The 20373-nt window shown below is 35.2% G+C and carries 18 protein-coding genes, 12 tRNA genes and 1 rRNA gene; 4 read left to right on the top strand and 27 right to left on the bottom strand.

Going from position 1 to position 20373, the window contains the following annotated elements; all coding sequences use genetic code 11:
* Positions 1 to 6: 6 nt before the first annotated feature.
* Genes murC through ytpR form a run of 3 tightly spaced genes read right to left on the bottom strand, consistent with a single transcriptional unit; the run spans position 7 to position 2647 of the window.
* The gene (gene murC / locus B8955_RS03500; protein WP_084098586.1) at positions 7 to 1344 is read right to left on the bottom strand and encodes a UDP-N-acetylmuramate--L-alanine ligase; all 1338 of its coding nucleotides are present in this window, start codon (positions 1342 to 1344) and stop codon (positions 7 to 9) included.
* Between the two features lie 50 nt (positions 1345 to 1394).
* The gene (locus tag B8955_RS03495) at positions 1395 to 2003 is read right to left on the bottom strand and encodes a hypothetical protein (protein ID WP_084098583.1); all 609 of its coding nucleotides are present in this window, start codon (positions 2001 to 2003) and stop codon (positions 1395 to 1397) included.
* A gap of 17 nt (positions 2004 to 2020) precedes the next feature.
* Positions 2021 to 2647, bottom strand: coding sequence for a YtpR family tRNA-binding protein (gene ytpR, locus B8955_RS03490; RefSeq protein WP_084098581.1), 627 nt, complete (start codon positions 2645 to 2647; stop codon positions 2021 to 2023).
* Positions 2648 to 2899: 252 nt separating this feature from the next.
* Between ytpR and B8955_RS03485 the strand changes: the two genes are divergently transcribed.
* Positions 2900 to 3271 carry a hypothetical protein gene (locus tag B8955_RS03485; protein ID WP_084098578.1) on the top strand — a complete coding sequence of 124 codons (372 nt, stop codon included), beginning with the start codon at positions 2900 to 2902 and terminating at the stop codon, positions 3269 to 3271.
* 35 nt (positions 3272 to 3306) lie between these two features.
* Here B8955_RS03485 and trmB read toward each other — a convergent pair whose 3' ends face one another.
* The 4 genes from trmB to B8955_RS03465 all read right to left on the bottom strand — a co-directional run bounded on the left by trmB (position 3307) and on the right by B8955_RS03465 (position 6815).
* Positions 3307 to 3948 carry a tRNA (guanosine(46)-N7)-methyltransferase TrmB gene (gene trmB, locus B8955_RS03480; protein WP_084098575.1) on the bottom strand — a complete coding sequence of 214 codons (642 nt, stop codon included), beginning with the start codon at positions 3946 to 3948 and terminating at the stop codon, positions 3307 to 3309.
* Positions 3949 to 3998: 50 nt separating this feature from the next.
* Positions 3999 to 4790, bottom strand: a complete 792-nt coding sequence (locus B8955_RS03475; RefSeq protein ID WP_084098572.1) for a phosphotransferase family protein — start codon at positions 4788 to 4790, stop codon at positions 3999 to 4001.
* Positions 4791 to 4872: 82 nt separating this feature from the next.
* On the bottom strand, positions 4873 to 6084 hold the full coding sequence (locus B8955_RS03470) for an ABC transporter permease (protein WP_084098569.1): 1212 nt from the start codon (positions 6082 to 6084) through the stop codon (positions 4873 to 4875).
* Positions 6081 to 6815: an ABC transporter ATP-binding protein gene (locus tag B8955_RS03465; RefSeq protein WP_084098566.1), complete on the bottom strand. Its 735-nt coding sequence runs from the start codon at positions 6813 to 6815 to the stop codon at positions 6081 to 6083. Before B8955_RS03465 ends, B8955_RS03470 begins: the two co-directional genes overlap by 4 nt.
* Positions 6816 to 6958: 143 nt before the next feature.
* On the opposite strand from B8955_RS03465, the gene B8955_RS03460 reads away from it, so the two are divergent.
* From B8955_RS03460 to B8955_RS03450, 3 genes are all read left to right on the top strand, one after another.
* Positions 6959 to 7393 carry an HIT family protein gene (locus B8955_RS03460; RefSeq protein WP_084098563.1) on the top strand — a complete coding sequence of 145 codons (435 nt, stop codon included), beginning with the start codon at positions 6959 to 6961 and terminating at the stop codon, positions 7391 to 7393.
* Positions 7394 to 7395: 2 nt separating this feature from the next.
* Positions 7396 to 7758: a YtxH domain-containing protein gene (locus B8955_RS03455; protein WP_084098560.1), complete on the top strand. Its 363-nt coding sequence runs from the start codon at positions 7396 to 7398 to the stop codon at positions 7756 to 7758.
* A 96-nt stretch (positions 7759 to 7854) separates the two neighbouring features.
* The gene (locus B8955_RS03450; protein WP_084098558.1) at positions 7855 to 8841 is read left to right on the top strand and encodes a peptidylprolyl isomerase; all 987 of its coding nucleotides are present in this window, start codon (positions 7855 to 7857) and stop codon (positions 8839 to 8841) included.
* A 44-nt stretch (positions 8842 to 8885) separates the two neighbouring features.
* Here B8955_RS03450 and B8955_RS03445 read toward each other — a convergent pair whose 3' ends face one another.
* The 20 genes from B8955_RS03445 to rrf all read right to left on the bottom strand — a co-directional run bounded on the left by B8955_RS03445 (position 8886) and on the right by rrf (position 20251).
* The gene (locus tag B8955_RS03445) at positions 8886 to 9836 is read right to left on the bottom strand and encodes a 3'-5' exoribonuclease YhaM family protein (protein ID WP_084098555.1); all 951 of its coding nucleotides are present in this window, start codon (positions 9834 to 9836) and stop codon (positions 8886 to 8888) included.
* Between the two features lie 12 nt (positions 9837 to 9848).
* Positions 9849 to 12617 carry an ATP-binding protein gene (locus tag B8955_RS03440; RefSeq protein ID WP_084098552.1) on the bottom strand — a complete coding sequence of 923 codons (2769 nt, stop codon included), beginning with the start codon at positions 12615 to 12617 and terminating at the stop codon, positions 9849 to 9851.
* Between the two features lie 3 nt (positions 12618 to 12620).
* Entirely contained in the window at positions 12621 to 13895 is a 1275-nt protein-coding gene (locus tag B8955_RS03435; RefSeq protein WP_084098550.1) for a metallophosphoesterase family protein, read from the bottom strand.
* Positions 13896 to 14133: 238 nt separating this feature from the next.
* On the bottom strand, positions 14134 to 14496 hold the full coding sequence (locus B8955_RS03430; protein ID WP_084098547.1) for a YlbF family regulator: 363 nt from the start codon (positions 14494 to 14496) through the stop codon (positions 14134 to 14136).
* A 102-nt stretch (positions 14497 to 14598) separates the two neighbouring features.
* On the bottom strand, positions 14599 to 16719 hold the full coding sequence (locus B8955_RS03425) for a transglycosylase domain-containing protein (protein WP_084098544.1): 2121 nt from the start codon (positions 16717 to 16719) through the stop codon (positions 14599 to 14601).
* Between the two features lie 135 nt (positions 16720 to 16854).
* Positions 16855 to 17364, bottom strand: coding sequence for a tRNA (uridine(34)/cytosine(34)/5-carboxymethylaminomethyluridine(34)-2'-O)-methyltransferase TrmL (gene trmL / locus B8955_RS03420; protein WP_084098918.1), 510 nt, complete (start codon positions 17362 to 17364; stop codon positions 16855 to 16857).
* A gap of 507 nt (positions 17365 to 17871) precedes the next feature.
* Positions 17872 to 18519 (bottom strand): DUF4767 domain-containing protein, encoded by a 648-nt coding sequence (locus tag B8955_RS03415; protein ID WP_084098541.1) that lies wholly within the window; start codon positions 18517 to 18519, stop codon positions 17872 to 17874.
* Between the two features lie 520 nt (positions 18520 to 19039).
* Positions 19040 to 19124, bottom strand: a tRNA-Leu gene (locus B8955_RS03410).
* Between the two features lie 15 nt (positions 19125 to 19139).
* Positions 19140 to 19210: transfer RNA gene (locus B8955_RS03405), tRNA-Cys, on the bottom strand.
* A 15-nt stretch (positions 19211 to 19225) separates the two neighbouring features.
* Positions 19226 to 19297 (bottom strand) — tRNA-Gln (locus B8955_RS03400).
* A gap of 7 nt (positions 19298 to 19304) precedes the next feature.
* Positions 19305 to 19377 (bottom strand) — tRNA-His (locus tag B8955_RS03395).
* A gap of 15 nt (positions 19378 to 19392) precedes the next feature.
* A tRNA-Trp gene (locus B8955_RS03390) sits at positions 19393 to 19463 on the bottom strand.
* A 24-nt stretch (positions 19464 to 19487) separates the two neighbouring features.
* Positions 19488 to 19568 (bottom strand) — tRNA-Tyr (locus tag B8955_RS03385).
* A gap of 4 nt (positions 19569 to 19572) precedes the next feature.
* Positions 19573 to 19645: transfer RNA gene (locus tag B8955_RS03380), tRNA-Phe, on the bottom strand.
* A gap of 27 nt (positions 19646 to 19672) precedes the next feature.
* Positions 19673 to 19745 (bottom strand) — tRNA-Asp (locus tag B8955_RS03375).
* 9 nt (positions 19746 to 19754) lie between these two features.
* Positions 19755 to 19827, bottom strand: a tRNA-Val gene (locus tag B8955_RS03370).
* A gap of 9 nt (positions 19828 to 19836) precedes the next feature.
* Positions 19837 to 19908: transfer RNA gene (locus B8955_RS03365), tRNA-Glu, on the bottom strand.
* Positions 19909 to 19929: 21 nt separating this feature from the next.
* A tRNA-Ser gene (locus B8955_RS03360) sits at positions 19930 to 20016 on the bottom strand.
* Positions 20017 to 20049: 33 nt separating this feature from the next.
* Positions 20050 to 20123 (bottom strand) — tRNA-Asn (locus B8955_RS03355).
* 12 nt (positions 20124 to 20135) lie between these two features.
* Positions 20136 to 20251: ribosomal RNA gene (rrf, locus tag B8955_RS03350) — 5S ribosomal RNA — on the bottom strand.
* Between the last annotated feature and the right edge of the window lie 122 nt (positions 20252 to 20373).

The raw sequence follows: 20373 nt of genomic DNA, 5'->3' as shown, positions 1-20373 counted from the left end.
TAAATATTAATGATGAGTTGATTGAATTTGTCCGAGTAATTCTTCATAAGCATAGGCAAATTTCATAATGTCCCCAGCTCCCATGAAGATTGCTACGGCATCATGATAATCTAATAATGGTGAAACATTTTCCAATGGTAAGACTTCAACTGGTTTCGTCACTTTTTCAGCTAAATCTTCAATTTTAACTTGGTGTTGATCAACTTCTCTAGCTGATGCAAAAATATCACATAAATACACTTTATCAGCTAAATCAAGAGCTGTCGCAAATTCATCCATTAGGGCAATTGTTCGACTAAATGTATGTGGTTGGAAAATAGCAATAATTTCTTTTGTTGGATATTTTTGACGTGCCGCATCAATTGTTGCTCGAATCTCTTGAGGATGATGCGCATAATCATCAATAATTGTCATATCAGAGATTTTTTTCTCAGTAAAACGTCTTTTTACCCCTTTAAAGGATAAACATTCAGCTGCAACATTTTGTGGATCAAAATCTTCAAAATAACAAAATCCGATAACAGCCAATGCATTTAAGATATTATGTTTACCATAGCTTACAATGTCAAAATGGCCATAGAAATTATTTTCGACATAAACATCGAAATGAGAGCCTTCAGTATCACGAACAATATTTTTTGCTTGAATATCATCTTGGTCTGAGAATCCATAATAACTAACGTCTGCTACTTCATCTTTAAATCGTTGAAGATAAGGGTCTTCCCCAAAAGCAATCACTTTTTGTTTCACTTGTTTAGCGAATTTCAAGTTAGCTTCATAAACTTGTTCGATGTTTTCATAAAAATCAGGGTGGTCAAAATCAATATTCGTAAAGATGGCATATTCTGGATAGTATGCATGGAAATGTTCCCGATATTCATCAGCCTCTAAAACAAAATATTCAGCATCTTTGGCTCCTTTACCTGTTCCATCTCCAATAAGGTAACTTGTTGGTTCTAATCCGCTCATTAAATGTGCCATCAAGCCAGTTGTTGATGTTTTACCATGTGAACCTGTAATTGCTACACTTGTAAATTGTTCAATAAATTTTCCAAGGAACGTATGATATCGAGTCACTTCTAACCCTAATTCTTTAGCACGGACAACTTCTTCATGATCGTCCGTAAAAGCATTCCCACAAATCACGGTCATATTTTCTTTAATATTATCTGCACTAAATGGAAAAATTGGAATACCTGCTTCTTCAATCCCTTTTTGAGTGAAGAAATAAGTGTCCACATCTGATCCTTGAACTTGATAGCCAGAATCGTGTAAAACTAATGCTAAAGCACTCATTCCAGATCCTTTAATTCCAATAAAGTGAAAAATTTGTTGTTTATCCATTCTTATAACTCCTGACATCTAACATTCCTAAGCACTTCAAATCATCGGCACTATGAAAAGAAACGAGAATTCCCTTTATGCGTTTGCTCCTGTGACATAATCGTTTCTAATCCTTTATTTAAATGATTTTTAGGCTTTATTTTATTCTTCGGTTGCTTTGGCGTTGACGATTGCACTTGCTTTGATTGTTCTGGTAGCGAATCACGACTTTTAGAGGCCATTGACTCGTTGCAACGATGAGATGATTGACTGCCTTTTGGCTCCTGCCATATCGATGGGGTCGGTGTACGCTTAAATGGTTGCCGCATTTGATAAGTTTGATACTCTGCTAAATCTTGACGAATTGCTTGGTGCCGTAATTTTCGTCGTTGCATCATCTCTTTATCATCCCGTTGGACTTCATCGGTCACTATTGCTCTTCCATTAGTAGACGTTTGAGGCCGTGACCAATTCATCGGTTCTAAATCTCGCGACGTTTCCCGATTATCAGCCGAGCCTGATTGAAAATGAGATGTCTTTTTAGCATGATGTTCTCGAGTCGTTAACTCTTCTGGAACATACCAATTCATATAATTTGGGAAAGAAACAGTACGAGCTTTTTTTGAAAGACGTTCATCATTATGTTTCTCAAAAAAAGGAACAAATTCTTTTCGTACCATCTTCTTTTCCCCCTTATCTAAAGCATTTCGTCGGAACTAATATCAGCAAATGGTGTCCCTGTTTCTACATCTGCACGAATTTCTAAAATCCCTTTTTTCTGATGTTCAGGATCAGCACCTAATTCATAAGCAGAACATAGCATTCCATAACTTGCAACACCTCGTAATTCACCAGGCCAAATCACTTGACCATCTGGCATGACAGCTCCAGGTAAAGCGACGACTACACGCATATCAGCATGAACATTAGGCGCTCCACAAACAATCTGATAAGTTTCATTTTCAACTCGTGTTTCAGTAATATGAAGATGGTCAGAGTTTTCATGATTCACACATGATACCACTTCACCTACAACAATTCGCGGACGATTGTCGTACGGGATAGGTTCATATCCTTGTTCATAAATCATTTGATTCAAGGTATCCATTTGAACATCGCTTAAATGAACTTGACCATTTCCTTCAATTTCAAGACGATCGGAAATATCATGAAAATTGTAACCAAACGTTTCTCCAGTTTCCTTATCAAAGATTCGTGTCACGTTGGCTACTGTTTGAACGCCAACCTTCTCACGCTCTAAATTTCCCTTAGTGAACATGAGCACATCGCCCACGCCTTTTTTATTATAAAAGCTAATCCACATACGTATATATAACTCCTTTTTTATGAACGTGGTCTAAATAATTGCAATAACAAAAAACGTCTAGCATGACCTAGACCTTAACAAAAAATGTTCATATTCCCTATAAAATTATATAACGTCAAGTCCTTAAAAGCAAACCATTACTTGACCAATAAAAATGACCCAACTTTTCCTACTAGACAAAGCTCTGACTATATTTTTAATAAGGAAATTGCTATACTAAGGAGGATAAGTACGAAGGGAGTTTATAAAATGTTTCATTCAAATAAAAATTGGTTAGATAGTACCCGTGACAATAGTGACTATCTACTGGGCGGTATTCTATTTAGTTGCGGTCTTATTATTGGTGGTGTCACTGCTGCGCTTTATATGGGTCGCGAAACTTATGCAGATGGTAAAGATGTTCTAGAACATGTTAAATCCTTATTCGAAGCATCAGAAACAAATGGTCCAATCGAAGGTTCTTGGATTGAATTACAACCATTAGATACTGAACGTTATGGTCAAACACAAAAAGTGTTTTATGGCGGTGTCTCTAGATTAGAAAATAATCAAGTCATTCAATATGAATTTATGGCTAATGCATACACCGGTGAAGTGTTAGATGTTTATGCTGTGAAATAATCAAAAGGAGGAATCGTGAAGATTCCTCCTTTCAATTATGCTTTAAAATGTGCTAATAAATAGTTTATTCTTTGCCCTTTTTTAGAAAATTTTTCTTCATATTCTGTCATGACATGATTGTCAATATCACTATGATGTAAATCTAAAGAAATGTTATCAAATACCATCCCATATTGCGACATACTACATAATGAATATTCAAATAACCCTTGATTATCCGTTTTAAATTGAATACGACCTTCTTTAGGCAAGATATTTTCATAAGCAGATAAGAAATTTTTATGAGTTAACCGTCGTTTAGCATGGCGTTTTTTTGGCCATGGATCAGAAAAGTTTAAATATAATTGCTCAACTTCTCCAGAAGCAAAATATTCAGAGACTTTACGTCCATCGGTTCGAATTAACCTTAAATTCGGTAAATCTTCTTCTAGTGCTCGTTGCAGAGCTGTCACTAACACACTATCAAACATTTCAATTCCAATAAAATTAATGTCAGGAAATTTTTTAGCCATTCCAACAATAAATTGCCCTTTTCCTGATCCTACTTCTAGATGAATCGGATGAGTGTTTTTAAATTCACTTTCCCACTCCCCTTTTAAATCTTCAGAAGCTTGGACAACATATTCAGGATGCTCGTTTAATAAATCTTTCGCCCATGGTTTATGTCGTACACGCATAATTTTCCTCCTAAAAAAGGATTAGGTATCGCATCCTAATCCCATTTTTTTTACTGATAATACCGATTTTTAAAAATATGTTTTAATAACAGAATTTTTTCATTAACAGCAACAAATCGTTCTTCTTTAAAATCTTTTTTGATTAAAGTTAACAAACTCATTAAACTGTACCATTCCAAGCGGCAATAATGGCTGGCATTTAATTCAATACCGTAACGCTCTAACCATTCTCCCCAACTCTCCATTGGAACATATTGAACAAGAATTTGAGCAATATCTGACATTGGGTCAGCGATTTTAACCATTTCCCAGTCAACTAAATAAAGCCTATTCTGATCAGAAATTAAAAAATTACGTCGATTCAAATCACCATGACAAACGGTTTTTGGTGCTTGTTCAATATAAATAATGGTTTCTTCTAAATAATGCTTAACTTCTGATAAGAATGAATGTTCCTTTAAATGGGGGTGCAAGTCTCGATCAAAGTCATGAACAAAATCAATCGGATTATAAATAACACCACCGATTTTCATCAACATATTATTTAAGTACTCTGAATGATGATATTCATGTAGCAAATTAATCACTTGGTTATCTCGCATTTCATTATCAGATAACACTTGACAAGGGAGCCATTCTTGGGCAGTCAAAATATCTCCATTACTTGTGCGTTTTGTCCAAATCAATCGTGGTGCAATGCCTTCCATTGATAATACTGCTAAAAAAGGCGAAGAGTTGCGTTTCATAAACACTCGTTCATTACTATTACTTGCTAAAAAAGCTTCACCAGTATCTCCACCAATTGGTTCTAATGTCCAATTTGGATCTAATTGATAGTCCAAAACTCACACCTCCCATGTTTCTGAAAATAAAAAGAGCATTTTATATTGTATTAGCAAACATGTAAATAGTCAATTCAAATCATCAATGTTTTTTATGTTGACGTTTTTTTAATACCGTATACAAAATGAAATAAACAATGATTTGAATAATCCCTAATTTGACTGCAAATGCCCACGATAAGACAAACCCACTAAAAATAACTAAGAGAATCCCTTGAGTAACAAAGGGAACGATTAAAAAAGTCATAAACTCAGATACCATCTGTTGAGAGTGAATGGGTGCCGTTTGTAATAAAGGATGTTTTGTTCCCTGTTCAAACAAAGGTAAAATTTGAAAATGGCTAAAATAGCTAACAATTCCTACAATGATTAACGAAAGAAGATTGTTAGGTAATACCCAGATAAGCAATAGATTTAATAACAATAATCTAAACCAAATGACAACATATTCTGGCCCCCGCCAAAAACTACGTTGTAAAAGATAGCGATAAGGGGTGGTATCTAAAAAAGATTGAATAAATATATCGGTATACTTCCGTCGTTTAATCTTAGGCGTTAGCGTTTTAACATCAACAAATAAAGATAATAATTTGTCATTAGCTTGTTGTCGATTCACTTCATCACTTACCATTTGATTCCAAGCCCAAATCGTTTTTTTATTGCTAAATGGGGAATGAATAATTCCTATAGCAATAAGACCATAAATAATACTAATGCTTAATTTAACAATAGGACTAACCACAGTAAACCCATTAATTAGAAGTAAAGCCATACCATAGAGACCTATTTTTAATACCCGCATCCGTGAGTATTGAAAATGATAGCCATCATACGTCAATAATAAATTAACTGCCATTAGTATCCAAACACTAAAGCTAGTGAGTAATAATCCACTAATAGATAATTGATATATCGTATAATAATATGGATAAATAATTCCCATTCCTAAGATACCAAGGAGTGTTGGAAAAATAAGTGATAGCCAATACGACTGTCTAAACCAATCTGAAAATTGTTTTTCCATTGGCAACATAAAAACGGTGTCCGCTTCACGAATGAACGTTTTTGGTTTAGGTAAATAGATAAATAATAAGATAGCCAGCGTGACAATACTTTCTGCTATCCATTGTGGACCATGTAAATTTTTCAGCCATGCTTGATATTGAAAAGCTAGAGCTCCTAATAAGAAGAACAACGCTAATACTAAATGATCATTAAAAATATAACGACTATACTTCAAAAACTGAGCCTGTTGTTTTTGACGTCGTTTATGATAGAAAGACGTAATTTTCATTGTAAAGACTCCTTAGCTAGCGTTAGATATATTTCTTCTAACGATGCTTGAGGTAAACCAAAGTGTGTTTGTAACTCACTTAGTGATCCTTGAGCAATTAACCGACCTGATTGTAAAAATAAATACCGATCACAATATTGTTCTGCCCGTTGCAATTCATGCGTTGACATTAAAATGGCTGATCCTTCTTGTTTACGTTCTTCTAACAAATGAATAAAGTCATTAGTAGCGAGTGGGTCTAAGCCAAGAAAAGGTTCATCGACAATATATAGCGATGTATCCACTAAAAACGCGCAAACAATCATCACCTTTTGTTTCATCCCTTTGGAAAAATGAATAGGTAACCAGTCTAAACGTTCCCATAAACGAAATTGTTCAAGTAATGGTTGTATTCGTCTAATAGCCGTCTCCTTATCTAATCCATAAGATAAGGCAGTTAACTCCAAGTGTTCTCTTAATGTTAATTCTTCATATAAAACGGGTAATTCCGGTAAATAAGAAAAAGATTGCCGATAGGTTTGGTTATCTTCAATTAAACTCACATCATTTAAGTGAATACTACCAGACATTGGTTGTAATAACCCAATAATATGTTTAATGGTTGTACTTTTACCTGCGCCATTAAGTCCAATTAAGCCAACAATCTCTCCTTCGTTAATTTGAAAACTTAAATCCTTCAACACGGGTTCTCGAGAATATCCGCCCGTTAAATTATTTACATCTAATATCATGATAGCCATCCTTTTATATATTGATGCATTAAGTTTAACAAACTAAAACATTGATAGCGAATAAAACTTTACTATGCCTTAAATTGTCGCTACATAAGCAATATGTTAAAATAAAACTATTATACAAGATAGGAGTGACAACCATGTCAGAAACCATTTTTTACAAAATTGCTAAAGGTGAAATTCCTACAAATGTTGTTTACGAAGATGATGTTGTAATGGCTTTTTTAGATACTAGTCAAGTCACTAAAGGACATACTCTTTTAATCCCCAAAGAACCAATAAAAGATATTTTTGATTATGACGCTGAATATGCTGGACAAGTTTTATCTCGTTTACCTAAAGTAGCTAATGCCTTAAAACAAGCATTTCCTGATATGACAGGGTTAAACATATTAAATAACAACGGCGAATCTGCTTATCAATCCGTATTCCATTCTCATTTCCACCTTATTCCTCGTTACGATAAAGATAACGATGGTTTTGGTTTAAAATGGGAAACGCATGAAGATGATTATAGCGATAATGACATGCAAGAATTAGCAGATCATATTCGCCAATATACTAAAGAGGTGTAATTATGGCACGTTTAAGTAAGTTTATTACCGGTCTTATTTCAGGTGCAGTGGTTGCTGGAGGATATACTCTTCTTAATAACCCTAATACCGGTAAAGAAAATCGTGAAAAAGTAAAAAACTATGCAGATGGTGTTTCTCATGCAGCAACCGATATGCAAGGAAGCATTGCTAGAGCACAAACATCTGTTTCAGATCTTGTCAAACAAGGACAATCCTCAAGTCAAATTATTCGTAATGATATTGGGCAAGCCATTCAAGATTTCAAAAATTCTGCAGTTCCTCAATACAATGAAATGCAGAAAAAAATTAACCAATTAAATAATGATGTGGCAACCGCACAAATAACATTTAAGAAAAATTCATAACATTGAATTTTCTTCGATAATCCTTGTCGTTGCCTGTGAGAAATCTTTAGCCTATGATATATTTTAAATGAAAATGAAATTGAGGAGTGTACATACATGCAATTCACTAAGAAATTAAGTTTAGCCACTTTATCGTTAGCATCTATCTTCGCGTTAGCTGGTTGTGACCAGTTTAAAGGTGATTCTTCTACGATTGCTAAAGGTGACGGCATCGAGATTAAACAAGAAGACTTTAATGCCGAATTAAAAGATAAAGCTGGAGAACAAGTCATTCAACAAATGGTACTGAGTGACATTTTCGAAAAAGAATTGGATGGCGATAAAATTAAAGAACTAAAAGATCAAGCCACCCAACAAACTGCACTATTAAAAGAACAATATGATGATGACGATCAATTCCAAACCGTACTGGCATCATCAGGTTTCAGCTCTGAAAAAGCTTATGAAAAACAATTATATCTTTATTCTCTTATGAGCGAAGCCATTAGTAAAAATATTGATATTAATGATAAAGAACTGAAAAAAGCATATGATGATTACCAAGCCCCAATTGAAGCTTCACATATTTTAGTAGATGATGAAGACAAAGCGAAAGATATTATTAAACAATTGGACGATGGTGCAGATTTTTCTAAATTAGCCAAAGATAATTCTAAAGATACCACAGCTAATAATGGTGGCTCTCTTGGCGAAATTTCAAAAGGACAAATGGTTCCTGAATTTGAAGATGCTGCTTTTAAACTTAAAGAAGGAGAATATACTAAAGAACCTGTAAAAACAAAATATGGTTATCATGTCATCAAAGTAACGAAAAAAAAAGATAAAGGTTCGTTTGATGACGAAAAAGGTCAACTAAAAGAAAGCCTTCAACAAGAAAAAATGCAAGATCAAGGAACCGTTAATAAAATCATTAAACAATTAATTGATAAATACAATGTCAAAATTAACGATGATGATCTAAAAGACGCCTTAAATAACTTCATTTCCGAAAATGGTAGTGAAAATAAAGGTGGCGAAATTAACTCAAATCAACAAGATAACAATAACAAATCTGATGAAAACTCAGAACAAGATAACAACTAGATTAAATGAAAAGACCAATGCTTTTTATAAGCATCGGTCTTTTTTTAATTTTCTTTTGGTTTATAAAAATTACGATTATCTAAGCCAAAAATTCGTTCAGTAAACTGCCCCGGTTCTGTTCGATTATAGGCTTCACGCATCATTTCTATAGAAGCATCGAGATTATCAATATGATGTAGCACTTCTGCCTCAAGCAAATGTGGTCTTACTGGACTTCCCCATTCTTGTTTTCCGTGATGTGAAAGCACCATATGTTTTAATAATAAAACATCCTCATCATCTTCATCAATCCCTAATTCTTCTGCTGCTTTTGATATCCATTCAGAAATAATACTAATATGTCCAATTAGATTTCCTTTTAAGGTATATTCCGTTGTCACAGGATCTGACAATTCAATGGTTTTACCAATGTCATGTAACAATACCCCAGAATATAATAAGCTTTTATTAATTATTGGATATTGATTAGCGATACTTTGAGCTAATCGTAGCATTGAAATCGTATGGAATCCTAAGCCACCAACGAAGGCATGATGATTTTTTTTAGCAGCTGGATAAACAAAAAATTTTTTAGCACTTTGATTCAATATTTTTCTTACTAATTGATTCAAGGTAGGATTATCAATTTCATCTAATAACGTATGAATTTCATCAATCATTTCCTGTTTATCCATCGGTCCTTTATCGACATACATCGCAGGATCATTTGGTTCTTCATCAGTCGCTAAACGCAAGTGATTAATCCGTACTTGAGGTTTCCCATTATATGACTCCCGTCGACCAGCTAAATGAACTACTAAGCCACTTTGAAAACGTTCAACATCTTCCTCAGTAGCTCCCCAGTACATCCCCGAAATATCTCCTGACCGATCTTCAAAAGTAAAGGCGATAAACATTTTTCCATTACGATCTTGCCGTTTTTCAGCCACTTTAATTAAAACATATGTTTCAAACTGTTCGTTTTCTGGTATATCATAGATACGATTGTAATCCATGTAAACCCCTCTCTAGATTTCTTGTTTAGCAACGTGTGCTAATCCGTCCATATTTGGTTGATCTGTCGTTAGTAAAATAATTTGATTATCTACCCCACGATCAGCTAGAAAACGATAAACATTTTCTAAATGACCATCATCTAAGTGAGCAAAAGCTTCATCAATAAAAATTGGTAATTGAATTTGACCTAATTGCGCATTCAAGAAGGCAAAACGTAAAGCAATGAACATTAACGCTTTTTCACCACGAGATAATTGTTCAACTGGCAACCATTTATCGTCACTCGTATGGATTGTCATACCACTATCCGTGTATTGCAATTTATCAAATCGGCCATCAGTTAAATCGTGAATATAACGAACGGCTTGTCCCATAACCAAGCTATTAGCATCACCTGTCTCACCCATAGTCGCTTCTTCAAATACTTGAATAGCTACTTTTCTGGCCGCCCATTCGACGGCTGCATTTAATGCTTCAGATGCGAGTGCTTCATCCTGAGCACTTAACTCTTCCAGTTGTCCAGCATTTGCTAATCGTTTCATTTCAGAACGTGATTGAGATAAACGATCTGTTCGCATGGCAATTTCTTCGTTTAGAGCTTTAATTTCATCTCTTTTTTCCATTAATTGCTCATCAACAGATTCATCGGCTTCGATATATGATAGTAAACTTAAATCTAAATGATTAGCTAAAATAGTAAAACGTTTTTGTTTTTCCAACATTTGTTGTTGCTTGTCGGCTTTAGCTTCTAACTCATCAGCATTTTGCACATCATAGTCTTCCAATATTTGTCGTTGTCTTTCTTCTAACTGTTTAATTTGTTCATCAATACGATCAATTTTTTCTTTACTTTCTTGAGCAGCAAAGTCTTGGTAAGTTTTATTAGCACGTGCTTCTCGCCATGCTAAATAATCATTTTCAAATTGATGATAAATAGCTGCTTCAGATAAATGATTATCTGAAAGGGTTGCTTTATAATCTTCCCACTGATCTTTCGCAGAATCGGTGAAACTATCATTATCTAATAATAATTCCATTTGACTAATTTCTTTATTTAATTGATCAATTTGAGTTACGTAATTATCTTCTAACCATACTTTAGAATTAATCGATTCTGTGGCTCCATATTGTTGAGCTAATTCATCTAATTGTTTCTCAAATGTTTGATATTCTGCTTCGACATCATTGTTTTCAGGACGTGGAGCCACTGAGATAGCATTTTCTAATTGTTGCCGTTCGTCTTTGATATCGATAAAGTCTAACTCATAAGCTTTTAAATCATTACGATACTCTTTTTTATTTTTTTGTGTCAATGACATGCCAATTAGTGCAAAGATAATACCTAACGCAATTCCAGCGATGGCAACGGGGATTAGCCCATTTCCACTAGCAGCTAAGGCGACAATTAAAATAATGATACCTAGAATACCAAAAACAATTCCTAGGTAAACCACCCATGACATTCCAGGTGCCCCTGAAGCACGAAGTTCATTATATTCCTTACGTAATTGTTTCTCTTCATCATTTAAATCATTTAATGCTTGTTTATCTTCTGAGTAAGGTCCTGACTCATTTTCCAATAAAGCTTGACGATTTTGAATTTTTCGATATTCTTTTTGCCATTTTTCACGTTCATCATCAGGCAATTCATTTGGTAGCTCTTCATCATTGTCAGCACCTAATCGTTTCAATAATTGATCTTTTTCATAACGTTTTTTGACTAATTCTTCACTGACATCTGCATTTTGATTGAGATGGTTACGATAAGCTTTTGATTGAGCATACATAACATCAAGATTTTCTGGATGCGCACTTATCCAGTTAACACCCGCTTCGGTTCCTTGTGACATCTCATTAGCTTGGCTTTGTTTATCTACTTGATTAGTGACTGTTTTAGGTTGTAATTCTTGACGCTCATCATTTAAACGTTGTATGCGGTCACTAACTTGTCGCCATTTTTGAATCACTTCAGAATTATTTTCCGCAAAATCAAATCCTTGGAGTTCTTGATCTAGAGAAATATACTCATTTAAAGAATTTTCTTGGCCATGAGCTAATTCAAGTTGAATTTCTTCAGAACTAGCCATTTCATGTTCATGACGTAATGCATCAAGTGCATCAATATCTTCCGCCTGTTGATGTTCATATTCATAATATTGATCTTCATCTTGTTTAGCATCGTTAATTTGTTGATTATTATGTGCTAAACGATCTAGTTGTTGATTTAACACAGGATTTTTTCCATTTGGTTTATAAATTTTTTCAGCTTCGCTTTGTAAGTTTGGCGTAATTTTGCTTAATACTTGACGACCACTTACTCCTAAACTGACTAAACTTTTCGCAAAGTCTTCTTCACTTTCCCAGACGAAATCCATTAAGTCGGCTTCTGAAAAACCAAAGTAATTTAAATAATCTGCTTTAGATAAGCCGTTCAATAAATCAGAAAAATCATTGACTTGTACCCGATCTTTATCATTATCACGCTTCATATATAATAATTGTTTCCCATTTTTGCGGGTACGTTCAATCATAACATCGCCATACTTAGTTTCAGTTAAATATAAACGGCCCCCAAAATGATTTTCAGGATTAATGTCATAATCTCTTTGATGTTTACGACGTAGATTAGGAAAACCAAAAAGAACACTTAATACAAAACTCATTAAGGTCGATTTACCTGACCCATTACGTCCTGAAATCACATTTAACTGAGGTTGCAAATGAACCGTTTTATCAATCCAATGACCATATCCAAAAATTTCAATTTTCGTAATTTTCATTATTTACCCTCTCCGTTGTTCTTGATTATAATTTGCTTGCTCTGTCACAATCAATGTTCTCACACGACTAAGGACACGTTGTTTAAACGCTTCATTATCAATTCGAGGTCGTAAGAATTTTTGCCATTGGTCTTTATTATTTAAGTCTGCTAGTACAGTATCCAAATGATCATCTTCACTATATTTAGCATAAGCTTTTTTCAAAGATTCATTAAATGCTCGTGAAGGAGACCAATCCGTATCGCTAGTAATTTGCATTGCTAAGTCAGCTAAGTAAATTTTCTCTGTTCGATTATTATTTTGATTACTTAAACTCCATCTTAGCTGTTCACGTAATTCATCTCTATATTCATTCCACCAATAAAGCGTTTCTTGATCATTATTCGATTTAAATATTAACCGTGAAATCACATTAACGCCTTCTCTTTTAGCATACATAACATGCTCGTGAAGAACGCGTTCAATCGCATCTCGTAAAGTCTCTAGACTTGTAATCTTAGGTAATGGATTAATTGTTGAAATAAATTGCCAGTCGCTTGTTTCAACAAATTCATACTGAGGGGCTTCCCCTTTTTTAATTGAGACTAATAAAGCTCCTTTAGGCCCTTGCTCTTTAAAACTACTTCCTTGAAGATTACCAGGATAAAGCATTGGAGGATTAGCGCTCAATTGTTGTCTTAGATGAATATGACCTAAAGCCCAATAATCATAACCTTTTTCTCTCAATTCACTAATTGTAAAGGGCGCATAACGATTTTGTGAATCATTCTTTGCTTGTTCACCGTGATATAAACCAATATGGAAGTCGACGTTAGCGTCTCGTTGTGGAAATTCAGGTACCATACTATGATCAATCCAACGAGACATATAGCTAAATCCGCTAATTGCAACAACTTCCCCTGTTTTTAATGTTTCACGAATTGTTTCGACTTCTTCTCCAAAAGTATAAACGTTATCAGGCAATGCTAACCGATGTTTAGCATCCTTAATATAATCGTGATTTCCGTAAATCATATATACTAAGATGTCATGATCACTTAATCGTTTCATTCCTTCATTAAAGCGAAATTGTGCTTGTAATGATGCACGTTCTCCATTAAAAATATCTCCCGAAATTAATAGAAAATCGATTTTCTCATTAATTGCAATATCGATTAAACGCTCAAAACTGTCTTCAGTGGCATGATTTAATTGTTTGTATAATTCTTCGTTTTGTGAAGCAATATGATGAAATGTTTGATCTAGATGTAAATCAGCAGCATGCATAAAACGAACCATAGTCATCTCTCCTTAACTGCGTAGGTTATCATTATTATTCTAACATATTTAAAAGATATGCCGTATCTAACAACTTACGTTTCATGAAAATTTCATGTCTAGTTATCCCAGTATAGCGCGAATCACTATTTTTTTCTTTAAGTATTTTCACTTTTACAAGATTTTTATTATTTACTCACTAATTTATCCATAAAAAAAGCTGGATACAAGATCCAGCTTCTATCGATATGTCAAATCATTAATTTTCTTTCGTTTCGTTTGCTGCTTGATAAACTTCACGAATTGGACGAGTAACCGCAACATTAATATCTTCAATTAATTGATTTAGTTCTTTTTCTTTATCTAATAATTGAGAAATAATATCATTGGCTTCCATGTCTTTTTGAAGTTGTTGTGCTTTTTTAATTTCATCTTCAGACATTTCTTGTCCCATTTGAACTTTCATTTGAATTTCGCCTTGTAAACCACGAAAATCATTGTATAGTTTATTCGCTTCTTCATCGTTAGCTACAGCTTGCATAGCTTCTAGTAATCCTTTATAAACATCTTGTTCGCGAATTTCTTTCTCTAGATCATTAATCGTATCATAAATATTTGCCATCATAACACTCCTTTTCAATAGGCATAATATAACATATTATGCTAAGAATTTAAAATGTAAGCAAGCAAAAAGGCAGTTGATAGTAACCAACTGCCTTTTAAATTATGCTGCCTCATCATTATTACCAAATAATTGGTTAAAGAAGTCTCGTCCGCCGTCAATAATTCGATCGATAACGCCAGGTTCAGATGACTCATCGCTATTAGAGTCATCATTAGATTGCGATTCACTTGCTTCAGATTGCGACCGACGCTCTTCATATAGTTTCTTGGCTGACTCAATATCAAATGGTGTTTGTGGACTAACAGAAACAACATTATCCATAATATACCCTGCTAACTCATGGGATGTCGTTGGTGATCCCGTCCATAAGTAGTGATCAGCTGTTGTTTCGTCGAAACCAGTCCAAGTCGTTAATACAAAGTCAGGTGTATAAGCGACTTGCCATTGGTCACTAGAGCCGTCTGTCTGTGCATCATCAACTGAAAGCTCGACCGTACCAGTCTTACCAGCTAATTCAATACCATCTGGCTCAATTGTTGCACCCGTTCCGCCTTCATCATAAGTTGTCAATAGAATACTCGTCATTTCATCAGCAACTGCTTTTGATGTTGCTTCGTCTTGTTTAGGTTGTTGTTCATCAACGACTACATTGCCATCTTGATCGACAATTTTAGTAATGAAAAATCCTTCAGAACGTACGCCTTCATTAGCAAATGCGGTGTAGGCACTAGCCATTTGTAGTGGCGTTACCCCTTTGTTTAAACCTCCTAATGCACTAGATAGGTTCATATCATCATCAGTGTAAGGAATTCCAAACCCATCTAATGTTTTCATCGTCTTATCAACACCTAATTTATTCATTAACCATACAGCTGAAGTATTTTTACTTTTCGCTACCGCATCCCAGAGAAGAATGTCTCCTTGTGTTTGATAATCCGCATTTTGTGGTGTGTAATCATCTGAGCCATATGATTTCACTTCATCAGGTAAAACATCATCTGCATGATAACCGTTTTCTAAAGCCGTCGTATACACATTGAGTGGCTTAATTGCTGAAGCAGGTTGTCTATGCATTTGAGTCGCTCGATTAAATCCTCTGAATGAGTGCTCTCCTGTTCCTCCTACAGTAGCCATCACGCCACCTGTTTTAGGATTCAAAATAACAGTAGCACTCTGGGCAGTATCCCCATTAGGAGCCGTTGGAAAAAGATCAGGTTGATCATAAACCTCTTGCACTTTACTTTGATAATTAGGGTCTAGATTGGTATAAATTCGATACCCTTTATTCATCAAATCTTCTTCAGAGATTCCAAACTTATTAATCGCTTCCTCTATTACAGCGTCAAAATAATAAGGATAACGATAACTATCAGACTCAATAGGATTGTTTTCTTGAGGCATTCCGGTATTTATAGCCACATTTGCCTCGTCTTGACTAATAAATTGATTATCAACCATTAGCTGTAGCACCATATTTCGGCGATCCAGTGCTACATCATAATCATCAACTGGATTATAAACAGATGGTCCTTTAACAGCTCCGGCTAATACTGCTGCTTCAGAAAGTTCTAAATCACTAGCTGGTTTTCCAAAATATTTTTGACTAGCGTCTTCAATTCCATATACTCCATTACCGAAGTAACTATTATTCAAATACATTTCCAAAATCTGATCTTTTGAATAATGTTTTTCAACCTCTAGTGCTAGGAAAAACTCTTTGAATTTACGTAGTAACGTCTGGTCACTTGTTAAAAAGGCATTTTTAACTAATTGCTGCGTAATAGTAGAACCACCACCGACAATCTGTCCACCATTCAAAATATAACCAACACTCGCTCTACCAATCCCCATAATATCAAAACCCGGATGATCATAGAAACGCCGATCCTCAGTTGAAAGTAGCGCTTTTTGCATCGGCTCACTTACTTTGTCTAAAGTCACATAGGTCCCATTATCATCAGAAAGCTCACCAGCTTGTTCACCGTCTTTATCATAGATTTCTGTTGTAATTTGTAATTGTTCTTGCAAGGAACCAACATCAACTGATTTTGCGCGAATAATAAGATATCCTTCAAAAACAAACGTCACCGCTAATACGGTTAAAATTATCCATCGCGTTAAATGCCACTGTTTCCATTGATGTTTAAATTTTTCAAAAAAAGTCATCTCTTCCCATGACTTCTCTTCAAACTTTCTTGCTTGTCGTTTTTCTTGTGTCATTTTATAAAACCTACTTTATTTGGTTGAATTTAATATCATTTTACCAAAATTTCTATCATTTACCTCAAGCTTTAGTATGATTTAATATTAACTTAAACTGATTAAGGCTGGGATTAATCCCAGCCTCCTATCGTTTTAATCTAGTTTGTCATGCTCATAATGATGCGTTAAATCTAAATTAGGGAATCCTTGTTGCCGTAAAGCTTCATAAATAACAATTGCGGCAGTGTTTGATAAATTTAAGCTTCTAACATGCGTATCATCCATTGGTAATCGTAAACATTTCTCCTCGTTTTCCCGCATAAAAGCCTCAGGTAAACCCGTTGTCTCTTTGCCAAATAGGAAAAAAATGTCTTCATCCGTTGCTGACAAATCGACATCTGAATACGTTTGATGGGAAAATTTTGAAATTAAATAGAGGCGACGATTCCCTAGAAATTCCATAAACTCAGGTAAAGAATCATGATAAGTAATTTTGACGTGCTCCCAATAATCAAGACCAGCGCGTTTTAGCATTTTATCATCTGTTTTAAAACCTAATGGTCGAATTAAGTGTAATTCAGTATCAGTTGCGGCACAAGTTCTAGAAATATTACCTGTATTAGCAGGAATCTCAGGTTCAAACAATACAATATGATTAGTCATAAATTCCATTCTCTCCATTCTAAACCAATTCTAATTTAAAGAGAATTAGTAAATTCACTTAGAAATTATAGCACGCAGAAATTGATAAGTATACCTTTCACGTATCAACAAAAAGACGCGAAGCAATTTTTTACTTCGCGCAACCTAATTTCAAATAAATGACTTGGTTACGTTAGTCACACGAGATACTAGCATATTTTTCAGCCATTTGGATCACTACTCTTTTCTATTCTTCGGTTGGAATGTTTTCAAAATAGAATATCATAGGACACCGCCTTTCATAGTATCTTATAGACAGAAAAATCACGTGGAGAACCCCACGTGATCAATATGTTTATATAGGAAAAATATAATGGCTGCTATTTTATCCAAAAATGGTTTAATCAAAAATCGCCACATCATAATTCCTCCTAAACTTTCTCTCTACAAATTAAGTATAGCACGATTTACAAAAAAGTAATGTCAGAAAGGTTTAGTCAATAGAATAAAAGTTTTATGACTCCCATATTATCCATTGACTATATTTACAAACCCTTCCATAAGTTCCTGATTTTCAGTTGGCCAAAAATACAAGTAATTATTTTCATTTCCTTGATTTTGCTCTGTATATAAAATATTAGGTTCACCATTTCTTAAAACAAAGAGATAAACATGGTGTGGGCCATTTTGGTTAACTTGAGTATCATCACTGTATACAGCTACTACCGCATAGTCGGCTTCAGATTGTCCATCTTTTGACCACTCCAAGTCTAACGGCGAAACGGTTTCATTATATTCAGGTTGGCCTAAAACTGGTTGCATTTGCATATTGTCCCCTTTTAATATGCCATCAGGAATTTTAACACCATATAAATCAGCATTTTTACCAGGAGCATATTGGGTGTACTCCTGACCCATATCTTGCTCCCAACGATGAATAAACTCATCTAATTGTTCTGATTTACTATCATTCCATAACTCCATATTTTCTTCCTTATCTTCTCCATCGTTTAAGGAATTATCTTCTGAATTTTGCTCTTTCTCGTTATCAACTTCATTAGAAGATTCACTCACTACTTCCGTATTCGACTCATGGTGTTCGTTCTCATTTATTTCCTTATTATTTTGACACCCTATTAATAATAAACTGACGATAATAAGTAGGATAGCTTTCATGTTTTACCTCCAATTTTTTCTTTTCATCAAATAAAATATCACATACCAACCCAATGGCATAGTATAATCATCACATATCTAACAAAAGTTTATTGAAGTGAATTCATTTAATTTGAATGATATACTGAAACACAATTGTAGATATTAATATAATTTAGGTGGTGATTAGATGAATATAATCTATTGCTACTTTTACAAATATAAAAAGGAGAATATGTTAGATAAAAGCGACGCTAAAGACTCCAGTGAAGAGAAATAGCCATATAGCTTGTAAGTAGGAGCAAATCGCTCCCGCTAATCATATGATATCTAACATTTAATACTATGACTAAACTTTTACTTTTTTTTATAGCAACTATTTTAACTTTTTTAATTATAAAGGATTGAAAGAAATAGATGAGAATCGCAGCACAACAGCTACTGAATGCTAGTGAAGACTTTACACAAAAATTGCGATAAAAAAAGATAGAAATGTTGTATTAACAACATTTCTATCTTTTTAACACTCATATATATGTAATGCCGGTGGCCGGGGTCGAACCGGCACGCCCTAAACGGGCACAGGATTTTGAGTCCAGCGCGTCTGCCAATTCCGCCACACCGGCTTATTAAAAGAAATAAGGCGGTAGTCGGATTTGAACCGGCGATCAAGGTTTTGCAGACCCGTGCCTTACCACTTGGCTATACCGCCATTATATAAAAAAAACTGGGATAGCTGGATTCGAACCAGCGCATGACAGAGTCAAAGTCTGTTGCCTTACCGCTTGGCTATATCCCAATAAAAGGGCGATTGATGGGAATCGAACCCACGAATGTCGGTGCCACAAACCGATGCGTTAACCACTTCGCCACAATCGCCATAATAATATTTAACAGGGACAGTAGGAATCGAACCCACATCGACGGTTTTGGAGACCGTAGTTCTGCCGTTAAACTATGTCCCTATTGCTTCCAAAACTAATAATTAATGGAGGGAGAAGGATTTGAACCTTCGAACCCGAAGGAACGGATTTACAGTCCGCTGCGTTTGGCCACTTCGCTATCCCTCCATAATGGTCCGAGACAGAGTCGAACTGCCGACACCGTGAGCTTCAATCACGTGCTCTACCAACTGAGCTATCGGACCAAAAGGTCAAAACATATATACACCTTACGGTCCCGACGGGAATCGAACCCGCGATCTCCTCCGTGACAGGGAGGCGTGATAACCGCTACACTACGGGACCAACGTTAAATGGAGAATGAGGGGTTCGAACCCCCGACATCCTGCTTGTAAGGCAGACGCTCTCCCAGCTGAGCTAATTCTCCAATAAACAATGACCCGTACGGGACTCGAACCCGTGTTACCGCCGTGAAAGGGCGGTGTCTTAACCGCTTGACCAACGGGCCAACTCATTATTATTTATAATACGGAGAGTAAGGGATTCGAACCCTTGAAACAGTTTCCTGTTTACACGATTTCCAATCGTGCTCCTTCGGCCTCTCGGACAACTCTCCAAGAAACAGCTCAAAGAATATACTCCATTTAAACTCCGCAAGTAGGACTCGAACCTACGACATCTTGATTAACAGTCAAGCGCTACTACCAACTGAGCTATTGCGGAATAATAATCATTGCACGGCGACGTCCTAGTCTCACAGGGGGAAACCCCCAACTACATTCGGCGCTAAGAAGCTTAACTACTGTGTTCGAGATGGGAACAGGTGTGACCTTCTTGCCATCGTCACCGCACAATTCATATTATATTGAGCATTATTCGCTCAAAACTGAATACTACAAGTTTTCCCTTTAACCATATCATACAACTTACCTTCTTTGGATAAGTCCTCGACTCATTAGTACTGGTCCGCTCC

The organism is Aerococcus suis (genome assembly GCF_900176325.1).
Lineage (GTDB): Bacteria > Bacillota > Bacilli > Lactobacillales > Aerococcaceae > Aerococcus > Aerococcus suis.
Note: the sequence above shows the minus strand (reverse complement) of the source record. Positions and strands in the feature narration are given on the sequence as shown.

Coding starts and splice junctions, on each gene's coding strand:
- B8955_RS03470 (WP_084098569.1), bottom strand. CDS start 6,084: ATGAAAATTACGTCTTTCTATCATAAACGACGTCAAAAACAACAGGCT.
- trmB (WP_084098575.1), bottom strand. CDS start 3,948: ATGCGTGTACGACATAAACCATGGGCGAAAGATTTATTAAACGAGCAT.
- B8955_RS03430 (WP_084098547.1), bottom strand. CDS start 14,496: ATGGCAAATATTTATGATACGATTAATGATCTAGAGAAAGAAATTCGC.
- B8955_RS03445 (WP_084098555.1), bottom strand. CDS start 9,836: ATGGATTACAATCGTATCTATGATATACCAGAAAACGAACAGTTTGAA.
- B8955_RS03495 (WP_084098583.1), bottom strand. CDS start 2,003: ATGGTACGAAAAGAATTTGTTCCTTTTTTTGAGAAACATAATGATGAA.
- murC (WP_084098586.1), bottom strand. CDS start 1,344: ATGGATAAACAACAAATTTTTCACTTTATTGGAATTAAAGGATCTGGA.
- B8955_RS03460 (WP_084098563.1), top strand. CDS start 6,959: ATGTCAGAAACCATTTTTTACAAAATTGCTAAAGGTGAAATTCCTACA.
- B8955_RS03485 (WP_084098578.1), top strand. CDS start 2,900: ATGTTTCATTCAAATAAAAATTGGTTAGATAGTACCCGTGACAATAGT.
- B8955_RS03455 (WP_084098560.1), top strand. CDS start 7,396: ATGGCACGTTTAAGTAAGTTTATTACCGGTCTTATTTCAGGTGCAGTG.
- B8955_RS03425 (WP_084098544.1), bottom strand. CDS start 16,719: ATGACACAAGAAAAACGACAAGCAAGAAAGTTTGAAGAGAAGTCATGG.
- trmL (WP_084098918.1), bottom strand. CDS start 17,364: ATGACTAATCATATTGTATTGTTTGAACCTGAGATTCCTGCTAATACA.
- B8955_RS03450 (WP_084098558.1), top strand. CDS start 7,855: ATGCAATTCACTAAGAAATTAAGTTTAGCCACTTTATCGTTAGCATCT.
- B8955_RS03415 (WP_084098541.1), bottom strand. CDS start 18,519: ATGAAAGCTATCCTACTTATTATCGTCAGTTTATTATTAATAGGGTGT.
- B8955_RS03440 (WP_084098552.1), bottom strand. CDS start 12,617: ATGAAAATTACGAAAATTGAAATTTTTGGATATGGTCATTGGATTGAT.
- B8955_RS03465 (WP_084098566.1), bottom strand. CDS start 6,815: ATGATATTAGATGTAAATAATTTAACGGGCGGATATTCTCGAGAACCC.
- B8955_RS03435 (WP_084098550.1), bottom strand. CDS start 13,895: ATGGTTCGTTTTATGCATGCTGCTGATTTACATCTAGATCAAACATTT.
- ytpR (WP_084098581.1), bottom strand. CDS start 2,647: ATGTGGATTAGCTTTTATAATAAAAAAGGCGTGGGCGATGTGCTCATG.